The 15,081-nt window shown below is 46.2% G+C and carries 17 protein-coding genes; 5 read left to right on the plus strand and 12 right to left on the minus strand.

The window, feature by feature from the left end:
- Positions 1–11: 11 nt before the first annotated feature.
- The 7 genes from KFE26_RS11300 to KFE26_RS11330 all read right to left on the minus strand — a co-directional run bounded on the left by KFE26_RS11300 (position 12) and on the right by KFE26_RS11330 (position 4,746).
- The gene (locus KFE26_RS11300; RefSeq protein ID WP_212600447.1) at positions 12–776 is read right to left on the minus strand and encodes an SDR family oxidoreductase; all 765 of its coding nucleotides are present in this window, start codon (positions 774–776) and stop codon (positions 12–14) included.
- 218 nt (positions 777–994) lie between these two features.
- Complete coding sequence (locus KFE26_RS11305; RefSeq protein ID WP_212600448.1) at positions 995–1,414, minus strand: hypothetical protein; 420 nt, start codon at positions 1,412–1,414, stop codon at positions 995–997.
- A gap of 121 nt (positions 1,415–1,535) precedes the next feature.
- Positions 1,536–1,997: a hypothetical protein gene (locus tag KFE26_RS11310; protein ID WP_212600449.1), complete on the minus strand. Its 462-nt coding sequence runs from the start codon at positions 1,995–1,997 to the stop codon at positions 1,536–1,538.
- Between the two features lie 109 nt (positions 1,998–2,106).
- Complete coding sequence (locus KFE26_RS11315) at positions 2,107–2,625, minus strand: hypothetical protein (protein ID WP_212600450.1); 519 nt, start codon at positions 2,623–2,625, stop codon at positions 2,107–2,109.
- Between the two features lie 81 nt (positions 2,626–2,706).
- The gene (locus KFE26_RS11320) at positions 2,707–3,240 is read right to left on the minus strand and encodes a hypothetical protein (RefSeq protein WP_212600451.1); all 534 of its coding nucleotides are present in this window, start codon (positions 3,238–3,240) and stop codon (positions 2,707–2,709) included.
- Entirely contained in the window at positions 3,228–3,710 is a 483-nt protein-coding gene (locus KFE26_RS11325) for a YegJ family protein (RefSeq protein ID WP_212600452.1), read from the minus strand. Before KFE26_RS11325 ends, KFE26_RS11320 begins: the two co-directional genes overlap by 13 nt.
- An 832-nt stretch (positions 3,711–4,542) precedes the next feature.
- Positions 4,543–4,746 (minus strand): YheV family putative zinc ribbon protein, encoded by a 204-nt coding sequence (locus tag KFE26_RS11330; RefSeq protein WP_212600453.1) that lies wholly within the window; start codon positions 4,744–4,746, stop codon positions 4,543–4,545.
- A gap of 253 nt (positions 4,747–4,999) precedes the next feature.
- Between KFE26_RS11330 and KFE26_RS11335 the strand changes: the two genes are divergently transcribed.
- Together KFE26_RS11335 and KFE26_RS11340 are read left to right on the plus strand one after the other, a co-directional pair.
- Entirely contained in the window at positions 5,000–6,913 is a 1,914-nt protein-coding gene (locus tag KFE26_RS11335) for an ABC transporter ATP-binding protein (protein ID WP_212600454.1), read from the plus strand.
- Between the two features lie 54 nt (positions 6,914–6,967).
- Positions 6,968–7,429, plus strand: a complete 462-nt coding sequence (locus tag KFE26_RS11340; protein WP_212600455.1) for a TIGR02444 family protein — start codon at positions 6,968–6,970, stop codon at positions 7,427–7,429.
- 79 nt (positions 7,430–7,508) lie between these two features.
- On the opposite strand, the gene KFE26_RS11345 is transcribed toward KFE26_RS11340, so the two are convergent.
- From KFE26_RS11345 to KFE26_RS11355, 3 genes are all read right to left on the minus strand, one after another.
- Entirely contained in the window at positions 7,509–7,919 is a 411-nt protein-coding gene (locus KFE26_RS11345) for a GFA family protein (protein ID WP_212600456.1), read from the minus strand.
- A gap of 51 nt (positions 7,920–7,970) precedes the next feature.
- Positions 7,971–9,566, minus strand: coding sequence for a GMC family oxidoreductase (locus tag KFE26_RS11350; RefSeq protein ID WP_212600457.1), 1,596 nt, complete (start codon positions 9,564–9,566; stop codon positions 7,971–7,973).
- A 69-nt stretch (positions 9,567–9,635) separates the two neighbouring features.
- Positions 9,636–10,142, minus strand: a complete 507-nt coding sequence (locus KFE26_RS11355) for a TAT leader-containing periplasmic protein (RefSeq protein WP_105251529.1) — start codon at positions 10,140–10,142, stop codon at positions 9,636–9,638.
- Positions 10,143–10,330: 188 nt separating this feature from the next.
- On the opposite strand from KFE26_RS11355, the gene KFE26_RS11360 reads away from it, so the two are divergent.
- The 3 genes from KFE26_RS11360 (at position 10,331) to KFE26_RS11370 (ending at position 12,581) form a co-directional block, all read left to right on the plus strand.
- The gene (locus KFE26_RS11360) at positions 10,331–11,374 is read left to right on the plus strand and encodes a hydrolase (protein ID WP_212600458.1); all 1,044 of its coding nucleotides are present in this window, start codon (positions 10,331–10,333) and stop codon (positions 11,372–11,374) included.
- A complete protein-coding gene (locus tag KFE26_RS11365; protein ID WP_212600459.1) occupies positions 11,358–11,603 on the plus strand; it encodes a YheU family protein in 246 nt (81 codons plus the stop codon). Before KFE26_RS11360 ends, KFE26_RS11365 begins: the two co-directional genes overlap by 17 nt.
- A 90-nt stretch (positions 11,604–11,693) precedes the next feature.
- Complete coding sequence (locus KFE26_RS11370) at positions 11,694–12,581, plus strand: phosphoribulokinase (protein WP_011847692.1); 888 nt, start codon at positions 11,694–11,696, stop codon at positions 12,579–12,581.
- A gap of 401 nt (positions 12,582–12,982) precedes the next feature.
- Here the strand turns inward: KFE26_RS11370 and KFE26_RS11375 are convergent, their stop codons facing one another.
- The gene (locus KFE26_RS11375; protein ID WP_212600460.1) at positions 12,983–13,492 is read right to left on the minus strand and encodes a GNAT family N-acetyltransferase; all 510 of its coding nucleotides are present in this window, start codon (positions 13,490–13,492) and stop codon (positions 12,983–12,985) included.
- 190 nt (positions 13,493–13,682) lie between these two features.
- Positions 13,683–14,975: an aminopeptidase PepB gene (pepB, locus tag KFE26_RS11380; protein ID WP_198572876.1), complete on the minus strand. Its 1,293-nt coding sequence runs from the start codon at positions 14,973–14,975 to the stop codon at positions 13,683–13,685.
- Between the last annotated feature and the right edge of the window lie 106 nt (positions 14,976–15,081).

Below are 15,081 nucleotides of genomic sequence, written 5' to 3' on the forward strand. Positions count from 1 at the left end.
GGGGCGGCCTCTCAAACACGATTTACAGATACACCGCCATCGACAAGCATCGCAGACCCCGTGGTGAAGCTGGAGGCATCGGAGGCAAGGTACAATGCAGATTGGGCAATTTCATCTGGTGTAGCCATCCGCTTAAGAGCATGCAAATTATGCACAAATGCCAATGCTTCTGGCGTATTGGCAAACTCACGTCCTGCCGGCGTATCAGTACCACCGGGCAGAAGGGCATTGACCCGGATATTCTGAGGCCCATGCTCTGACGCCAGCACTTGAGTCAACCCAATAAGGCCAGCCTTACTGGCTGCGTAGGCTGCCATGCCTGGCATACCTGCAGTGTAACCAACGAAGGTAGAGGTGAAAATTAACGAACCTCCTTTTCGGGCAGCCATGGCGGGCAGTTGGTACTTTGCGCCCAAAAATGCGCTGGTTAAATTGGTGGCAATAACCTGATTCCAGTCCGTGAGCGACATCACCGGGACAGGGCCCATAGCACCCAGGATAGCCGCATTGTTAAAAGCGATATCCAATCCACCAAAGTGGCTTACCGCCTTATCTACCAAAGCTTTGGCAAAAGCTTCTTCGCCAACATCACCGGCTAGTGCCAGTGCCTGCCCGCCTTCCGTGTTGATTAAGTCCACAAGGTCATCAAGCTCCTTCTGTCGCCTTGCAGCCACCACTACGGCAGCTCCTTCTCTGGCAAAAAGCTTCGCGGCTGCGTAACCAATTCCGGTGCTGGCGCCGGTAACAATAGCGACTTTGTTGGCAAGTATAGTCATCGTTATTCCTCTGGGATCTGTTTACTATAAAAGGGCATATGCCCGAACAGATGCTATATTAGGAGGCCGAACGACTACTGCCGACCCGAATCTTGCTGTATTTCAATTGCGCTATAACGCCTCATTAAAAGGCAAAAATAGTTGATTTAAATAAGCGACGCAGGACAAAAACCAACTGTTGTTGTCCTGCTTTAACGACTAGTTAGGTTGCATTTTTCTCATAAATTTGACCATTGCTGTTTTAAACCAATGAAGTGAATAATACCAAAACTTAAACAAATCAATGAACTCCACATCCAAAACTCAGGAGAACGCCCCATAGGAGAGCTGACTAAAAAGAAACCGGCAACACCGCGAAGTAAATAAATAAAAGTGATGAGAATAAGAGCTAAACGAAGTAAAGGTAAACGAACAATTACACCTGCCGCAGAAAATGCGTAAATCGACCAAATAGAGAGAACAAGAACAATACCACTGGTAATTAATGTAGGTTGAATACTACCGCGCTCAGCAAGCAAAGCCATTTGTTCACCCGCACCAAAAAAACGATACCAAGGAGCGCCAAAATAAATACAACCTATATGAAGAATGGCTACAACGGCACTTAATGCACCTGCAATAATTAAGAATACATTCATACTGCGACAGAACCTCCGTGTTAACTAACGTCCCAAGCAGGGCAACTTTTAAGCCGGCTAAAATAAGGAGCGAAGCGACAGGACCAGCTTAAAATTGTCCCGTTGACTTGGCTTGTTAGGGTTACATTGAACCTAAATTAGATTCGATTTCGTTCTTGATTGTAAAGGGATCTACCTTTTCTGGAATGAAAAAGTAATGCTCGCTGTTATCCAAGAGTTTTAAACTTAACTTGTTTAAACCCTCTAGCCCAACAATTTGATAACTAGTAATTTGGTTCCATGGAATCAATACTAGGCTCCCTCCTTTCTCACGAACAATTCCATTTGGCCCAGAGGAGATTTTTACCGGTGAAAGCCAAGTAATTATGTAGATTATCCAACCAAGACCAAACCCAAATGTTGGCGCAACCCATAAAACTTGAATAACAGCTTGAATAACATTATCTCTGGCAGCTAATGAAACTAAAGTTAAAATGAATAAGCCAACAGTCCATTTTAAACAACTAAGTAGTACAGGTCTTGAGACTAGATTTAAATTTTTCTGATGCTTAATGGAAATGCCCCATGGCTCAGTCCACTTCATAACTTTCCTATAACCCTTCGCCCAATTATGGGGCGGAAAATGCTTGGCTAAAATGAGCAACGAAGAAGCGCAAGCCAAGCTTTTTTGCGTTCCAACCATAAACCGCTTGTTATAACTCCTTGCCATCTTCGTCATTGATGATTGCTGCGAGAGCAGGGCGAACAACAGCAAGAATTAGGACTATGATCACCAGTGCACCCATAATCAATTTGACTAATTTAAAGAACCAAGGTTTTTGCCATATTTTTCCAGTTTCTTCTTCTAGTTTCTTTTGTTTGATGAATTCATCATAAGCTTTATTCAAATCAGAATGTTTAGTAACTTCGGGATACTCAATAACAATACCAATTTTAGCCAACGATACACGAGCTAGTTCTGATTGTTCTCGGTTGACGTAAAGCATATGGTTTTTAACATCGGCATAGTAATGAATATGCTCTTGATCCAATACATCTGCGATTGTAACAGAGTCAACCAAACGCATATCCTGAATTAATGGCCTATAAATTGGATCATCTTCATTTGTCCATTTAAGAACAAAAATTGCAAGGAGTACTGATATACACAAAACTACCAGTAGCTTGTGTTCTTTTGTGATTAGTTTATTAATTTCATCTCTCCCTAACATCAAAACTATAACCGAGCTTATGAGTAGTTATAACGCCGCCAACACAAGCCGAGCGTCAGCGAGGTCCAACACATGCACTTTTTATTTTGGTTTGTTTACACCTTCACAAGTAACTCCCATACAGGTTTCAATTGTTTTTGTAGATATATCTATTTGGCAGCGCTGGCTAACAGAGTTTTCAATCTGAATCATCATTGGTCTGATCTTATCAATTTCAGATTGGGAAGGATGACGATTGATATCGATGTATGTATGTCGAAACTCAGCTATGCCTTTGTAATTAGTCCGAAAATAGTAATTCCCATATAAACCATCGTAGGTATAGAGAAACCTATCAATAATTTCTGGCTGCTGTATACCACCGAAAGTTAACTCACGACCGCCTTCCTCTATTCGGTGCTCCACATCAGAAACACCAGCAACTAATTTGGTCGCCTCTAGCATACATTCAATCGGAAGGCTTACAACGCCTACGGGGGAGTATCGAGAGACACCGTATATAGTGTCACAGCCCCCTAATATAAATACACTAAAAGCAGTATAAGCTAAGGGGCAGGCTTTAGCCCATCCCAGCGAACGAAGTGAGCGATTTGAGCGACTTTTTAGGAGCTGCATACAAAACCGTGATCTTGTTTATAGCGCTTCACCAATTCTTGATCCATAAACTTAAATAGGGCGCAGACAGTGAAGCTCCCATGCTGCACCCCAGCTTGCTCATAACCCCAGTCTGTGATTTGGTCTCTCTTAAATGCGTATACATTTCCTGTCTGAACAGACGTTATAACTGATGGTTCGTTTGCTAACACCCCAGCAAACCCACCGTCAATTTCTTTAAATGGTGTAAACCAAAAGTGTTCAACACCGCTTTTGTCAGAGAGCATAACTTTAAGCTTGAAATTCTCTGCTCCTTCAGGTGGATTTCGGAAAGTTATTAAAAACTGATCAAGTGTTTGCTGAGCCTGAACTATTGCTTTATTCATTTCTTGATCTTCTTCACTGACATAAACCACTCTGTCATCAACTTTGTTTTCATCTGCGATCGTATATCCAGCGATGAGAGCGAGTGCAAAAGCGAGTTTTTTCATGGAAACCCTAACGTCTTAGTATTTATGCGCTGCGCTGTTTGCAGGGCATAAATCGCTTGTTGGACTTGGCCGCTGCCATATCCGTGTAAATCGGTATGAATGATGCTATAGGAATTTGCTTTTTTGCGGTAGCGGTTTTTTATACAGTTTGATGGGTAATTACTTGATATTGTTTTAGCTTTCTCATTCTTTTACGCTCACTTTCGACTGATTGTTGACCTTAGTTGACAGCATTTTGGCCCCACATTCAGGCTGACACTCACACCCTATCCCCTCATCGGCTTAACCCCATAAGGCTGGCTGCTGTCATTCCGCTTCGTCTTGAGGGTGTGGTTATCCTGACATGCGTACTAGCTGACTTTGGTTGTTAATCATCACTAATCCCTGCGGCCTTAACAGCCCAATAAACTGCAAATGACCTAACAGGCATTTAGGGCAGAGCACGAGCATTACTCCTTGACCAAAGAGCCATCAAATTTTGCCTACGGTTTACGTAATGACTGATGGATATAAGGGCTGACTTTTTATGGTGACTGACATTGGTAAAAAACAAAGTGCCTAACACACATCAATCCTTTGAGGAGAAAGTTTAAGTACATATGTACTCAGAAATGAATCGAATTAAGCACTGGCATGGAAGTGACCGTTGGCGGCATGGATGCCGCCGTCGAGCCTATAGGGATAATTCTTTTGAAACCAAAGGCGGCGTGTCACTGGAATGCGAGTGGTTAATGAGTTGCACACCTTTACTCGCAAAGGTACAAACGGAAAAATAAGACATAGGACAGAGGCGTCCTCAGCCAAAGCGATCCAATTGAATTGAATCTTCAACCTAGTCAGGTTTAAATACGCCAATCACTGCGCCGGTGGCTTTTTCTGTCACCTTTTCATCGGTTTGCTGTTCACGGTAATCACACTCAGTACATTCAATGGTTTCGATGCCGTTTTCCTTGTAGAGTAAAATGCTGTCTTTGGCACTGCATTTTGGGCACTTAGCACCGGCTACGAAACGCTTTTTGATTTTAGTGTTTGTCATAATAGATAAAGGACCAGATAGCAGGGCCAAGGGACTCGGCCGAAGAAATTGCCGCTATTTTGCCACACTGATGATTGAATACCAGTGTTACCTGAAAGTATGAGGCCTTAGGTCGATGTGATGCGATTCGCTAAAGATCATCCTGAAAAGTCGAATAATTGTCCGAGTTATCGGGTCAGGCTGTGGTTTGAAACTGGGTTGTACGCTATTATCTGTGCCCTGACGAATTTACGTTCTAACCAAGTTGTAGTTAATGATCAGCATCAACCAAGCGCAATTAATCCGTGGCAGCAAAACCCTGCTAGATGAGACCTCTCTCACGATTTATCCCGGCCATAAGGTCGGTTTAGTCGGTGCTAACGGCACAGGCAAATCCTCACTGCTCGCATTAATTTTAGGTCACTTAAGCCTAGATAAAGGTGAATTTAGTCTGCCTTCTGGCTGGCAAATTGCCACTGTGGCCCAAGAAACCCCTGCGCTCGACGTCTCGGCACTGGAATATGTGATCGATGGCGATAGCGAATATCGTCAATTAGAAGCCCTATTACACAAGGCCCAAGAAGATAACGACGGCAATGCCATCGCACTCTTACACGGCAAAATCGACGCTATCGGTGGTTATGCGATTCATTCGCGCGCGGGTTCATTGTTAGCGGGTCTGGGCTTTAGTGAAGCCGAGCAAAGCAATCCGGTGAAAAACTTTTCAGGTGGCTGGCGTATGCGCCTCAACTTAGCCCAAGCGCTGCTGTGTCGCTCTGATTTATTGCTCCTCGACGAACCGACCAACCACTTAGACTTAGATACCATGTACTGGCTCGAAGGTTGGATTAAGTCCTATCAAGGCACGCTGATTTTAATCAGCCATGATAGGGATTTTATCGATGAGATCGTTGATGAAATTGTCCACGTTGAAAATCAAAAACTCAATTTCTACAAAGGCAATTACAGTGCCTTTGAGCGCATTCGTGCCGAACGTATGTCGCAACAACAGGTTGCCTTCGAACGCCAACAAAAAGAACGTGCGCACATGCAGTCCTTCGTTGACCGTTTCCGTTACAAGGCGAGTAAAGCCAAACAAGCGCAGAGCCGCTTAAAGGCGCTAGAACGCATGACTGAGTTGTTGCCGTCTCAAGCCGATAGCCCATTTTATATGGAGTTTCGTGCTCCAGAAGCCCTACCCAATCCGCTGATTAAGATGGAGCAAGTCGCGATCGGTTATAGCGATAAGCCAATCCTTAGCAAGGTGCATTTAAACTTAGTACCGGGTGCGCGTATTGGTTTGCTCGGCCGTAACGGCGCAGGTAAATCGACATTAATCAAGCTGTTATCGGGTCAGTTATCGCCAATGACAGGTTTGTATGAACCTAATCCTGGCGTCAATATCGGTTACTTTGCCCAGCATCAAATCGAATTTTTGCGCCTCGACGATACGCCGATGCAGCATTTAGTGCGGCTGGCGCCTAATGCCAGAGAACAAGAGTTGCGCAACTTCTTAGGCGGTTTTGGTTTTAACGGCGATATGGCGCTCTCACCTGTGCGGCCCTTTTCTGGCGGCGAGAAAGCCCGTTTAGTGTTGGCGCTATTAGTTTGGCAACGCCCTAACCTATTGCTGCTCGATGAACCCACCAACCATTTAGACTTAGAGATGCGCCATGCTCTAACGATGGCACTGCAAACCTTTGAAGGTGCTATGGTTGTCGTCTCGCATGATAGGCATTTACTACGATTAACCTGTAGCGATTACTATTTGGTGGATCAAGGTGAAGTACGCGCCTTCGACGGCGACTTAGACGATTATCACCAATGGTTGCTCGATGCGGCGAAAGCCAACTCGAATCAAAACAGCACCAGCGACGAGATCAAACCTGCCGCTGATAAAAAGCAGCAAAAACGCCTCGAGGCCGAAATCCGCCAAAAGGTATCGCCGCTCAAGCGCAAACAAACTAAGTTAGAAACCGAGCAACAAAAGCTGAGTGAACGCCTCGCCGAGCTAGAACACTTGCTGGCCGATAGCGAATTGTATGATCAAGATAACAAAGCCAAGCTAACCTCGGTATTAACCGAGCGAACGAGCTTGACGCAAACCTTAGAAGACAGTGAAATGCAATGGCTCGAGTTGCAAGAAGAGATAGATGCAATGGAGCAAGAGGTCATGGAGCAACAATAACTCCAGCGTTCTTTTACATAAAAGTCAGTAGCAGCGGCAATACAAGGAAATAGTATGGCGGTTTTAACCCAGTTCGACAGTCAACTCTGGCAATGGTGTGATATGAGCTATGCGCAAAACAAAGCGCTCTGTCTCGAATTGCAAAATAGCTGTCAGGTGAACGTCAATCTACTGCTACTGGCACAATATTTAGATATCACTATGGATGTGTCTGGGCCGCAGCAATACAGCACGGACCAATGGCAAGCACTGATGACTGCTGTAGGTGAATGGGATGAAAGGTTTCTCACGCCCTATCGCAAATTACGTAAACTCGCTAAATCCAGCCTGAATGAGCAAGAGTATCAGCAGATGCTCGCCGTTGAGCTGATGATGGAACGTAAAGCGCAGCGAACCATCTTAAATAAACTCAATGAACTCAGCCCAAACGGCCAAGCGACAAATCTAGTGAGCTACTTAAGCCTGTTTGGACTCAGTGACATTGACGCCAACGAAATCGGCCTCATTGCGCCCTGATCTAAGTTAATCAAGTTAAAACAAGCTCAACCATGTTAGCTCAAACTCAATCAAATTAACGCTATGATCATCTGAGCCGCTAACAGCTGCGGCCTTGCGGATAGCGTTCACAGTCATCCTCGATCACCAACCAGTTCAGCTGACTCTCAGTATAAATATGGTACTTAGGCTGAACTTGATTAGCATCGTCCAGACTCGCTATGCTCAAGGTCGAATAATCAGGATATTGAGTATGTCGGTAAGTTAACGATGTACCGCACTTGTCACAAAATCCACGGCGAATAAACTCGGACGATGCAAACTCAGTCACCTGACCTTTAAGCCAAATCACTTGGCTGAGTTTAAAATCCATCCAAGCCCCAAATGCAGAGCCCGTGCTTTTTTGGCACGAACGGCAGTGGCAATAATCCGCATCAAAGGGTTCACCTTCTATCTGATAACGAATCGCGCCGCATAAACAACCACCTTCCCGTAATGTGTTTTCAGACATTCACACCCCATCAAGCTTTATCAAGCTAAGCTGCATTTTGATAAGATAACATCACCCTTTACCGTCAGTGAGCTTTTGCGCAAGTGCTGTGGCATTACGTGCCGTGATGCCATAAATAGACAGTTGCGGGTTAGCGCCAAGGCTGGTCGGGAAGATAGAGCCATCCATTACAGATAAATTCTCTAAATAGTGCGACTGTCCATAACTGTTAACCATAGAAAGCTTTTCATCTTCTCCGAAGGGACAACCGCCCATCACGTGCGCCGATGCGACGATAGTGCACAGTGGCGCGAGTGACATCTGCGCAATGCTCTCTTTGGCGTCTTTCCACGAGGACAAGTAAGGCATACCATCGCTGATCGGCAACACTTTTAAGGCGCCCGCCGAGAATTGTAACTCCGCCATACTAGCAAAAGCGCGTCTCGCGGCCCGCCAAAAGGCATCGGTCAGCGGATAATCTAAAGCAAAGCCCTTATCCGTTAAGTGTACTTCACCGCCTTGACTGTCGGGATGATAGCCATCGCGGATCAAAGCGATAGTCACTTGCAACTGATTGAATTGTGACATTAACTCAGCATGACTCGTACCATAACCTAAGGTTTTAGAGGCAATTAAAATCGGATGCACCGGCGGCACTTCGAGTTTATAACCCAGCTCACCATCGGCGCCATTGTTCCAAACAAACTCATCGGAATAGATAGATTGCGGCGCACCGCTATGGCCATTGATCGAATCGGCAAATACGCCGCCGGATAACAAAGTAGGATGTAAAAAGGTGCGTTTACCCAAAAGTTGGTGGGGATCGGGCACTTGCGAACGCATCAAAATCGTCGGTGTATGGATAGCACCCGCACTCAAAATATAATGTTTAGCCTTAAATAACAGCTCAACGTCAGTGGGTCGTAAATTCACATCCAACGCCTGCGCCTTTAACGCAAACACTTGGCCATTATGGTGCTCAATCTTAGTCACTTTAGCGCGACTGATCAGCTGCGCACCTTTCTCAAGTGCCGCGGGAATCGTGGTGACTAACATAGATTGCTTCGCATTGACCGGACAACCCATGCCGCAATAGCCAGTATTCCAGCAACCCGCCACATTGCGTTTAATCACTGTGTATTCCCAGCCAAGATTGATACAACCTTGCTTCAGGGCGGCATTATTGCGATTAGGCTCATAATTCCATTCATGAATGTTGAGCCGTTGTTCCATTTGCTCAAACCAAGGATCTAAACTCTCGCGATTAAGCCCAACAACTGATTTATGTTGCGCCCAAAAGGCTAACGCCTCGGTCGGAGTGCGAATAGAAGTGGTCCAGTTAACTGTGGTTGAGCCACCGACTGCGCGGCCTTGAAAAATTCCAATCGCCTTATCGGCGGTTTTCATCGCCGCAGCTTGTTGATACAAGTTGGGGTACGCGACCCGCTCTTCCATATTAAAATCGCTGGAGGATTTTAGCGGTCCCGCCTCAATCATGATCACGCTTAGCCCTGCTTGGGTGAGGATTTCAGCCGCCACACCGCCACCAGCACCTGTGCCGACAATAATCACATCGGCTTCAAACTGCTGGTTTTCTTGCAATTGGCTCGCATCAGTGTGCAACCAACCAGAGTTTAAACCATTCACTATAGGATCTATGATTGCCAACTTGAGTGCTCCACTGTCGCGGGTAAGATGCTTATTATTCGGCGTTTGATTAGGTTAAAAATGGACTCGCTATTTGAACAGTTCAGGCTTGGCATAATGCAGGCGGCTCCAGTGCTCAGGACAAGCGTAGTAACTTGCCATCACTAATTCCCGCAATCCGAGATAAGCCGTTTGTAACAAAGCAAAATAACTGTGGCGCCAGGTTTCTAACATATCAGTTAACTCGGCGGGAGAGCGCATCAATAGCGGCGTCATGCTCGAGGTGAGTACCAGTAAACCAAGACGATTTTCGAGCATATCGAGCAGCTCAAACAATTCGGTCTGCTGCTCATCGGGTAACACAGCAATCGACTGTTTGATGGCATCTAAAGTGCGGTTTTGCGCCGCCAACTTATGGATGGCAACATCAGGCAAGGCGCCGTCGAGCATCACAGGCAAAAGCACGCTAAACAACAAACGATAATCTTTGCCTTCGCTATCCTCGGGCAAACTAAACTCAGGAGAATAGAGATTAACCCCTAAGGCTAACGCCGCCGTACCGGCAAACGCGCCCATTATAAAGGTTCGTCGCTTCATCTCTATCTCCTAATTATCAGCCTAAATGTCGGCCTAAATATCAGCATAAAAAACAATTGTGCTACAATGGCCGCGAGTTTATACCCAAGCGACCTCAAAATACGAATTTCAGCATTTTGAGTTGGTTTGGGTATAAATTAAACACACGTTTTAATTTTCAGCAATAGCCGATACCAAGATAAACATCTATGCCAAATTCCTTTATGCCACCTTGGTGGGCCAAGAGTCCCCATATACAAACGATTTTACCCGTATTCACTAAAGTGGCCAAACCAGCATTACAGCGGCAGCGCTTAGAGTTACCTGATGGCGATTTTATCGATTTAGATTGGCAGGATGTTCCACAGTCTGGCAAACCGATCGTGGTGATCATCCACGGCTTAGAAGGAAGTGCTCAGTCCCATTATGCGCGGCGGATACTGCAAGCCTGTAAAGAACAGCAACTCGCAGCCGTCGTGCATCATCACAGAAGTTGTTCGGGTGAGGCCAATCGCCTTGCCCGCAGTTATCACAGTGGTGACACGGACGATTTACAGTTTAGTCTATCGACACTGAAAAGCGCGTATCCACAATCGCCCTTATTAGCCGTAGGTTACAGTTTAGGCGGCAATGTGCTGACTAAGTATCAAGGCGAATATCAGGATGATAGTTTATTAGCCCGCGCTGTGGTTGTCTCTGCGCCGCTGCAATTGTCAGCCTGCGCTAAACGCTTGGAAAATGGCTTTTCAAAGGTGTATCAAAGCTATTTAATCAAACAGTTACAACAGAAAATCAGCCATAAACTGAATGATCCCGACTTAGCCATCTCTATGCCGCTAAGCCAGTTACAGGTAGACCGTTTAAATACCTTCTATGATTTTGACGATAAAGTCACAGCGCCATTACACGGCTTTGACGGCGTAGACGATTACTATACGCGTGCCAGTGGCTTACCCTTTGTCAGCCGTATAACTAAACCGACGCTCATCATACATGCTAAAGACGATCCCTTTATGACCGATGAAGTGATCCCCCAATCAAGTCAATTGTCGGGCTATGTGGAATACGAACTGCATCCCTATGGCGGCCATGTCGGCTTTATCGAAGGCGGTACACCTTGGAAACCGCGCTTCTACCTTGAGCGACGGATTTTACATTTTTTACTAGGCGATCAAAGTGTTCACTCGCTTACTGCAGACCCAATCAACGGCGACAATATTACCCAAGGAAACACCGATGCTCATTCCCTATGAAACCCTGTTACAACTCCCCAAGGAAACGCTCGCCAATGTGATCCGCGAATATCTCTTCGGTCAAGTGGAGGATGGCAGCTTTGCCAGTCTCGATGAACAGGAGCTTGCTCAGGCGATAGTCCAATGTCAACAAGCACTTAAACAAGGTAAGCTGAAATTAGAGTACAGTGAAGACGATGAGTCCTTCGCGATACGCTCAGCGGATCAAATAGCACAGCAGCAAGATTGACCAGTCCTACCTCTGTACCGTATAAATAGTACTCGCGTTTTTATCGCTTCCCCATAAGCGGCTCTTTTGGTTCCTAGCTAGGTAGAAAAAATGTCAGCAAAACATCCCATTATTGCAGTTACAGGCTCATCAGGCGCGGGAACCACTACGACGACCACCGCCTTTAGCCATATTTTTCGCCAACTCGGGATCAACGCCGCCTTTGTCGAAGGCGACAGCTTTCATCATTTTACCCGCGCTGAAATGGAAGTGATGATCCGCAAATCCCAAGCTGAAAACCGCAATCTTAGCTATTTTGGCCCAGAGGCTAATAACTTTGCTCGTTTAGAACAATGCTTTCGCGATTACAGCACCACAGGCCAAGGTGAAACCCGCAGCTATTTACACACCTTCGATGAGGCAGTGCCTTTTAACCAGATGCCCGGCACTTTTACCCAATGGCGACCACTACCTGAAAATACCGATATGCTCTACTACGAAGGCTTACATGGCGGTGTGGTTACTGGTGATGCCAATGTCGCCCAGCATGTAGACTTGCTGATCGGCATGGTGCCCATAGTCAACTTAGAGTGGATCCAAAAAATTATCCGCGATACTTCAGAACGTGGTCACAGCCGTGAAAAAGTCATGGGGTCAATTGTGCGCAGTATGGACGACTATATTAAGCACATGACGCCACAGTTCTCCCGCACTCACATTAACTTTCAGCGAGTACCGACGGTCGATACCTCTAACCCATTTAGTGCCAAAGATATTCCGAGCTTAGACGAGAGCTTTGTGGTGATCCGCTTCCGCGGTATCAATAATGTCGACTTCCCCTATTACCTCAATATGATCCAAGGTTCATTTATGTCACGGGTCAACACACTCGTCGTCCCCGGCGGCAAAATGTCGCTGGCGATGGAGCTGATCCTTACACCTTTGATTAAAGATTTGATGGAAAAACGTCAGCAACTTAATACCCCAGAAGCGAACTGAAACCTTGAGGATTTGTGGGCAAGTTTGACTAAAGGCTAAGGAAATAAAGTCTTTTTTTGCAATGGATTAAGTTTTATTTAAGCCACTAGCGCTAATCTTGTCGGCATCGGGATTTCAGGCGAAAGAACGATAGTTGGCATACTCTTGGGAGTTAATTCCCCCATCTTGATCTGTTGATTTCCTTGAGTATGTCAACAACCTCTCAGAAAATAGGTTCTAGGCTTTAGATTCTAGGAAAACAGAACGTTCGTAAACTCACTCATAGAACGCTGCACTTACCGAAAGGGCAAAGCCTGTTCCGTAAATCGTGAGTCAAAAAGTGACGTTATGTAGCAGTTTGCTGCGTGCCGTTATCCGTAGCCGCAACGTGGCGTTCTAGCAGCAGCGTTTTTTGCTGCGCCCTAACAGGCCAAAGACCGCCCTAGATTTTTATACATCACCATACACTCTAAGGCTATTCCTCTGGGCGAACAGTAGATAGATTCCTCCTCTAAACCTTCACCACCAAAACCACAGTGGCGATAGAAATCCACCGCATTTAAAGTTGACTCCAATCTGAGTTGGGCTATCCCCTGATTAAAAGCCATCGTTTCAATAAATTGTAGCAATACCTTGCCGACACCTAACCCCATAGCATTGGGGGAAACAAACAAGGCTTCTAACTGGGCATAGGGTTCATCCAACATGGCCGTGCCGACCACAGTCTTAAGCTGCGACTCGTCAGAGGACAACTCTGCCACATAAAAATGTGCATCGACGATACGGCTAAATTGCTCGGTCAGTTCGCCCTCGGTCCAAATCACCAGATCGCCCGCATCATAAAATCCAGCGCAGCCCTTATTAATAGCTGCATTACGGATATCCCAGCAGGCCTGAGCATCCGCTTTCGTTGCTTTTCGTATAGTTATCATCATGTTTTCCAATTAAAAATGCTCAGCCATAACATGCCATGAAGCCGCTAAAACGCCAAGTAAACGAGTGATCTCATCTTTCAACCAATAAAAAACCGCCCGTAGGCGGTTTTAATCAAAGCCACAGAACCTTAATGGATCTTTAGCTAACATATCTGATTTAGTCTTAGCGCTAGACTTAAATCTAGGCTTAGCCTTTAATCAATTCACTAATAGTCAATACGCCATGGGTCGTTGCACCCGCGCCCCACATGGCAGAAGCTGAATCTTCAAAAGCGCCTGCTAAATCAACGTGTAACCATTTAGCTTCGGGTGACACGAAACGCCATAAGAAACCAGCGGCATTAGAAGCACCACCTGCACCACCGCCTTTCATTGCGCGGCTGTTTGCGGTGTCAGCATAGGCAGATGGACACATTTCTTTGTGCCAAGGATCCAGCGGCAGCGGCCATACGCGCTCGGCAACGCTAGTGGCTTTTTGCTGGGCCAGTTGCAACACATCCGCCTGTGGCGAGAAAATCGCGTTGTAGTTAGAACCCACCGCCATCACAGCGGCGCCTGTAAGGGTCGCTGCATCGATAATAAAAGGTGCGCCTGTAGCAGAAGCGGCTTGTAGGCCATCGGCCAACACTAAGCGCCCTTCCGCATCTGTGTTCACCACTTCAACTGTTACACCATTTTTGTAGGTCAGAATATCACCTAACTTATAGGCGCGGCCGCTGATCAAGTTTTCAGCACAACATAAGAAGAGTTTAACGCGTTTGTTGAGGCCAGATTTGATCGCTAAACCAAGTGCTGCAGTCACAGTCGCCGCGCCGCCCATATCGCATTTCATGCCTAACATGCCTTCAGAAGCCTTGATGCTGTAGCCGCCAGAATCAAAGGTAATCCCTTTACCCACAAGCGCCACAGACACAGGTGCATCGGCGGCTAATGGGTTAAAGTCTAACTCTAACATTGCCGGTGGACGCTCACTGCCGCGACCAACGGCATGGATACCAATCCACTGTTCTTCAAGCAGCGCTTCGCCTTCGATAATCCGATAACTCACCTTGTCGCCACCAACGTCAGCCAACCATTTTGCCGCTTGTTGGGCAAGCTTCACTGGCGACAGGTTTTCAGGCGTATCGTTGATCAGTTGACGGGCAAAGGTTGCCACATCGAGTCGACGTTGCAATTCTGCTTGCACAGACTCATCACCACACCAATGGATTTGATAGCCTGGTTTTGCCGTCGCGAAACCTTGGGCAAATACCCATTGGCTATTGAGATCCCAAAACTGCCCAGCTAATTCCACACTGCTAATGCCTTGACTGCGCAGTTTACGGGCCGCCATTTGAATTTGACGCAGCTCATCGCCACCCGCTAAATGAATTTGCGCACCATCGGCAGTATAAGTCACATCAGCCTTGCCCCAGTGCGCGGCGGGTGCTTCTTTAGTTAATTGCACTTTCATCAATTCAGTTACTTTTAGTTCACTCATTAGGGATCCTTATTTTTCGATTCGTTTTAGAATAATCAATCAGAACAATCAATCAGCAATCAGAACAAACTTTATGGCGGCAGTTTACTGCTAGCAGGCGATGACG

Source organism: Shewanella sp. M16 (genome assembly GCF_018224605.1).
GTDB lineage: Bacteria > Pseudomonadota > Gammaproteobacteria > Enterobacterales > Shewanellaceae > Shewanella > Shewanella oncorhynchi.

Bases quoted from the DNA above. Each gene is read 5' to 3' on its own strand.
- KFE26_RS11300 (WP_212600447.1), bottom strand. From the start codon at position 776: ATGACTATACTTGCCAACAAAGTCGCTATTGTTACCGGCGCCAGCACC.
- KFE26_RS11305 (WP_212600448.1), bottom strand. From the start codon at position 1,414: ATGAATGTATTCTTAATTATTGCAGGTGCATTAAGTGCCGTTGTAGCC.
- KFE26_RS11310 (WP_212600449.1), bottom strand. From the start codon at position 1,997: ATGAAGTGGACTGAGCCATGGGGCATTTCCATTAAGCATCAGAAAAAT.
- KFE26_RS11315 (WP_212600450.1), bottom strand. From the start codon at position 2,625: ATGTTAGGGAGAGATGAAATTAATAAACTAATCACAAAAGAACACAAG.
- KFE26_RS11320 (WP_212600451.1), bottom strand. From the start codon at position 3,240: ATGCAGCTCCTAAAAAGTCGCTCAAATCGCTCACTTCGTTCGCTGGGA.
- KFE26_RS11325 (WP_212600452.1), bottom strand. From the start codon at position 3,710: ATGAAAAAACTCGCTTTTGCACTCGCTCTCATCGCTGGATATACGATC.
- KFE26_RS11330 (WP_212600453.1), bottom strand. From the start codon at position 4,746: ATGACAAACACTAAAATCAAAAAGCGTTTCGTAGCCGGTGCTAAGTGC.
- KFE26_RS11335 (WP_212600454.1), top strand. From the start codon at position 5,000: ATGATCAGCATCAACCAAGCGCAATTAATCCGTGGCAGCAAAACCCTG.
- KFE26_RS11340 (WP_212600455.1), top strand. From the start codon at position 6,968: ATGGCGGTTTTAACCCAGTTCGACAGTCAACTCTGGCAATGGTGTGAT.
- KFE26_RS11345 (WP_212600456.1), bottom strand. From the start codon at position 7,919: ATGTCTGAAAACACATTACGGGAAGGTGGTTGTTTATGCGGCGCGATT.
- KFE26_RS11355 (WP_105251529.1), bottom strand. From the start codon at position 10,142: ATGAAGCGACGAACCTTTATAATGGGCGCGTTTGCCGGTACGGCGGCG.
- KFE26_RS11360 (WP_212600458.1), top strand. From the start codon at position 10,331: ATGCCAAATTCCTTTATGCCACCTTGGTGGGCCAAGAGTCCCCATATA.
- KFE26_RS11365 (WP_212600459.1), top strand. From the start codon at position 11,358: ATGCTCATTCCCTATGAAACCCTGTTACAACTCCCCAAGGAAACGCTC.
- KFE26_RS11370 (WP_011847692.1), top strand. From the start codon at position 11,694: ATGTCAGCAAAACATCCCATTATTGCAGTTACAGGCTCATCAGGCGCG.
- KFE26_RS11375 (WP_212600460.1), bottom strand. From the start codon at position 13,492: ATGATAACTATACGAAAAGCAACGAAAGCGGATGCTCAGGCCTGCTGG.
- pepB (WP_198572876.1), bottom strand. From the start codon at position 14,975: ATGAGTGAACTAAAAGTAACTGAATTGATGAAAGTGCAATTAACTAAA.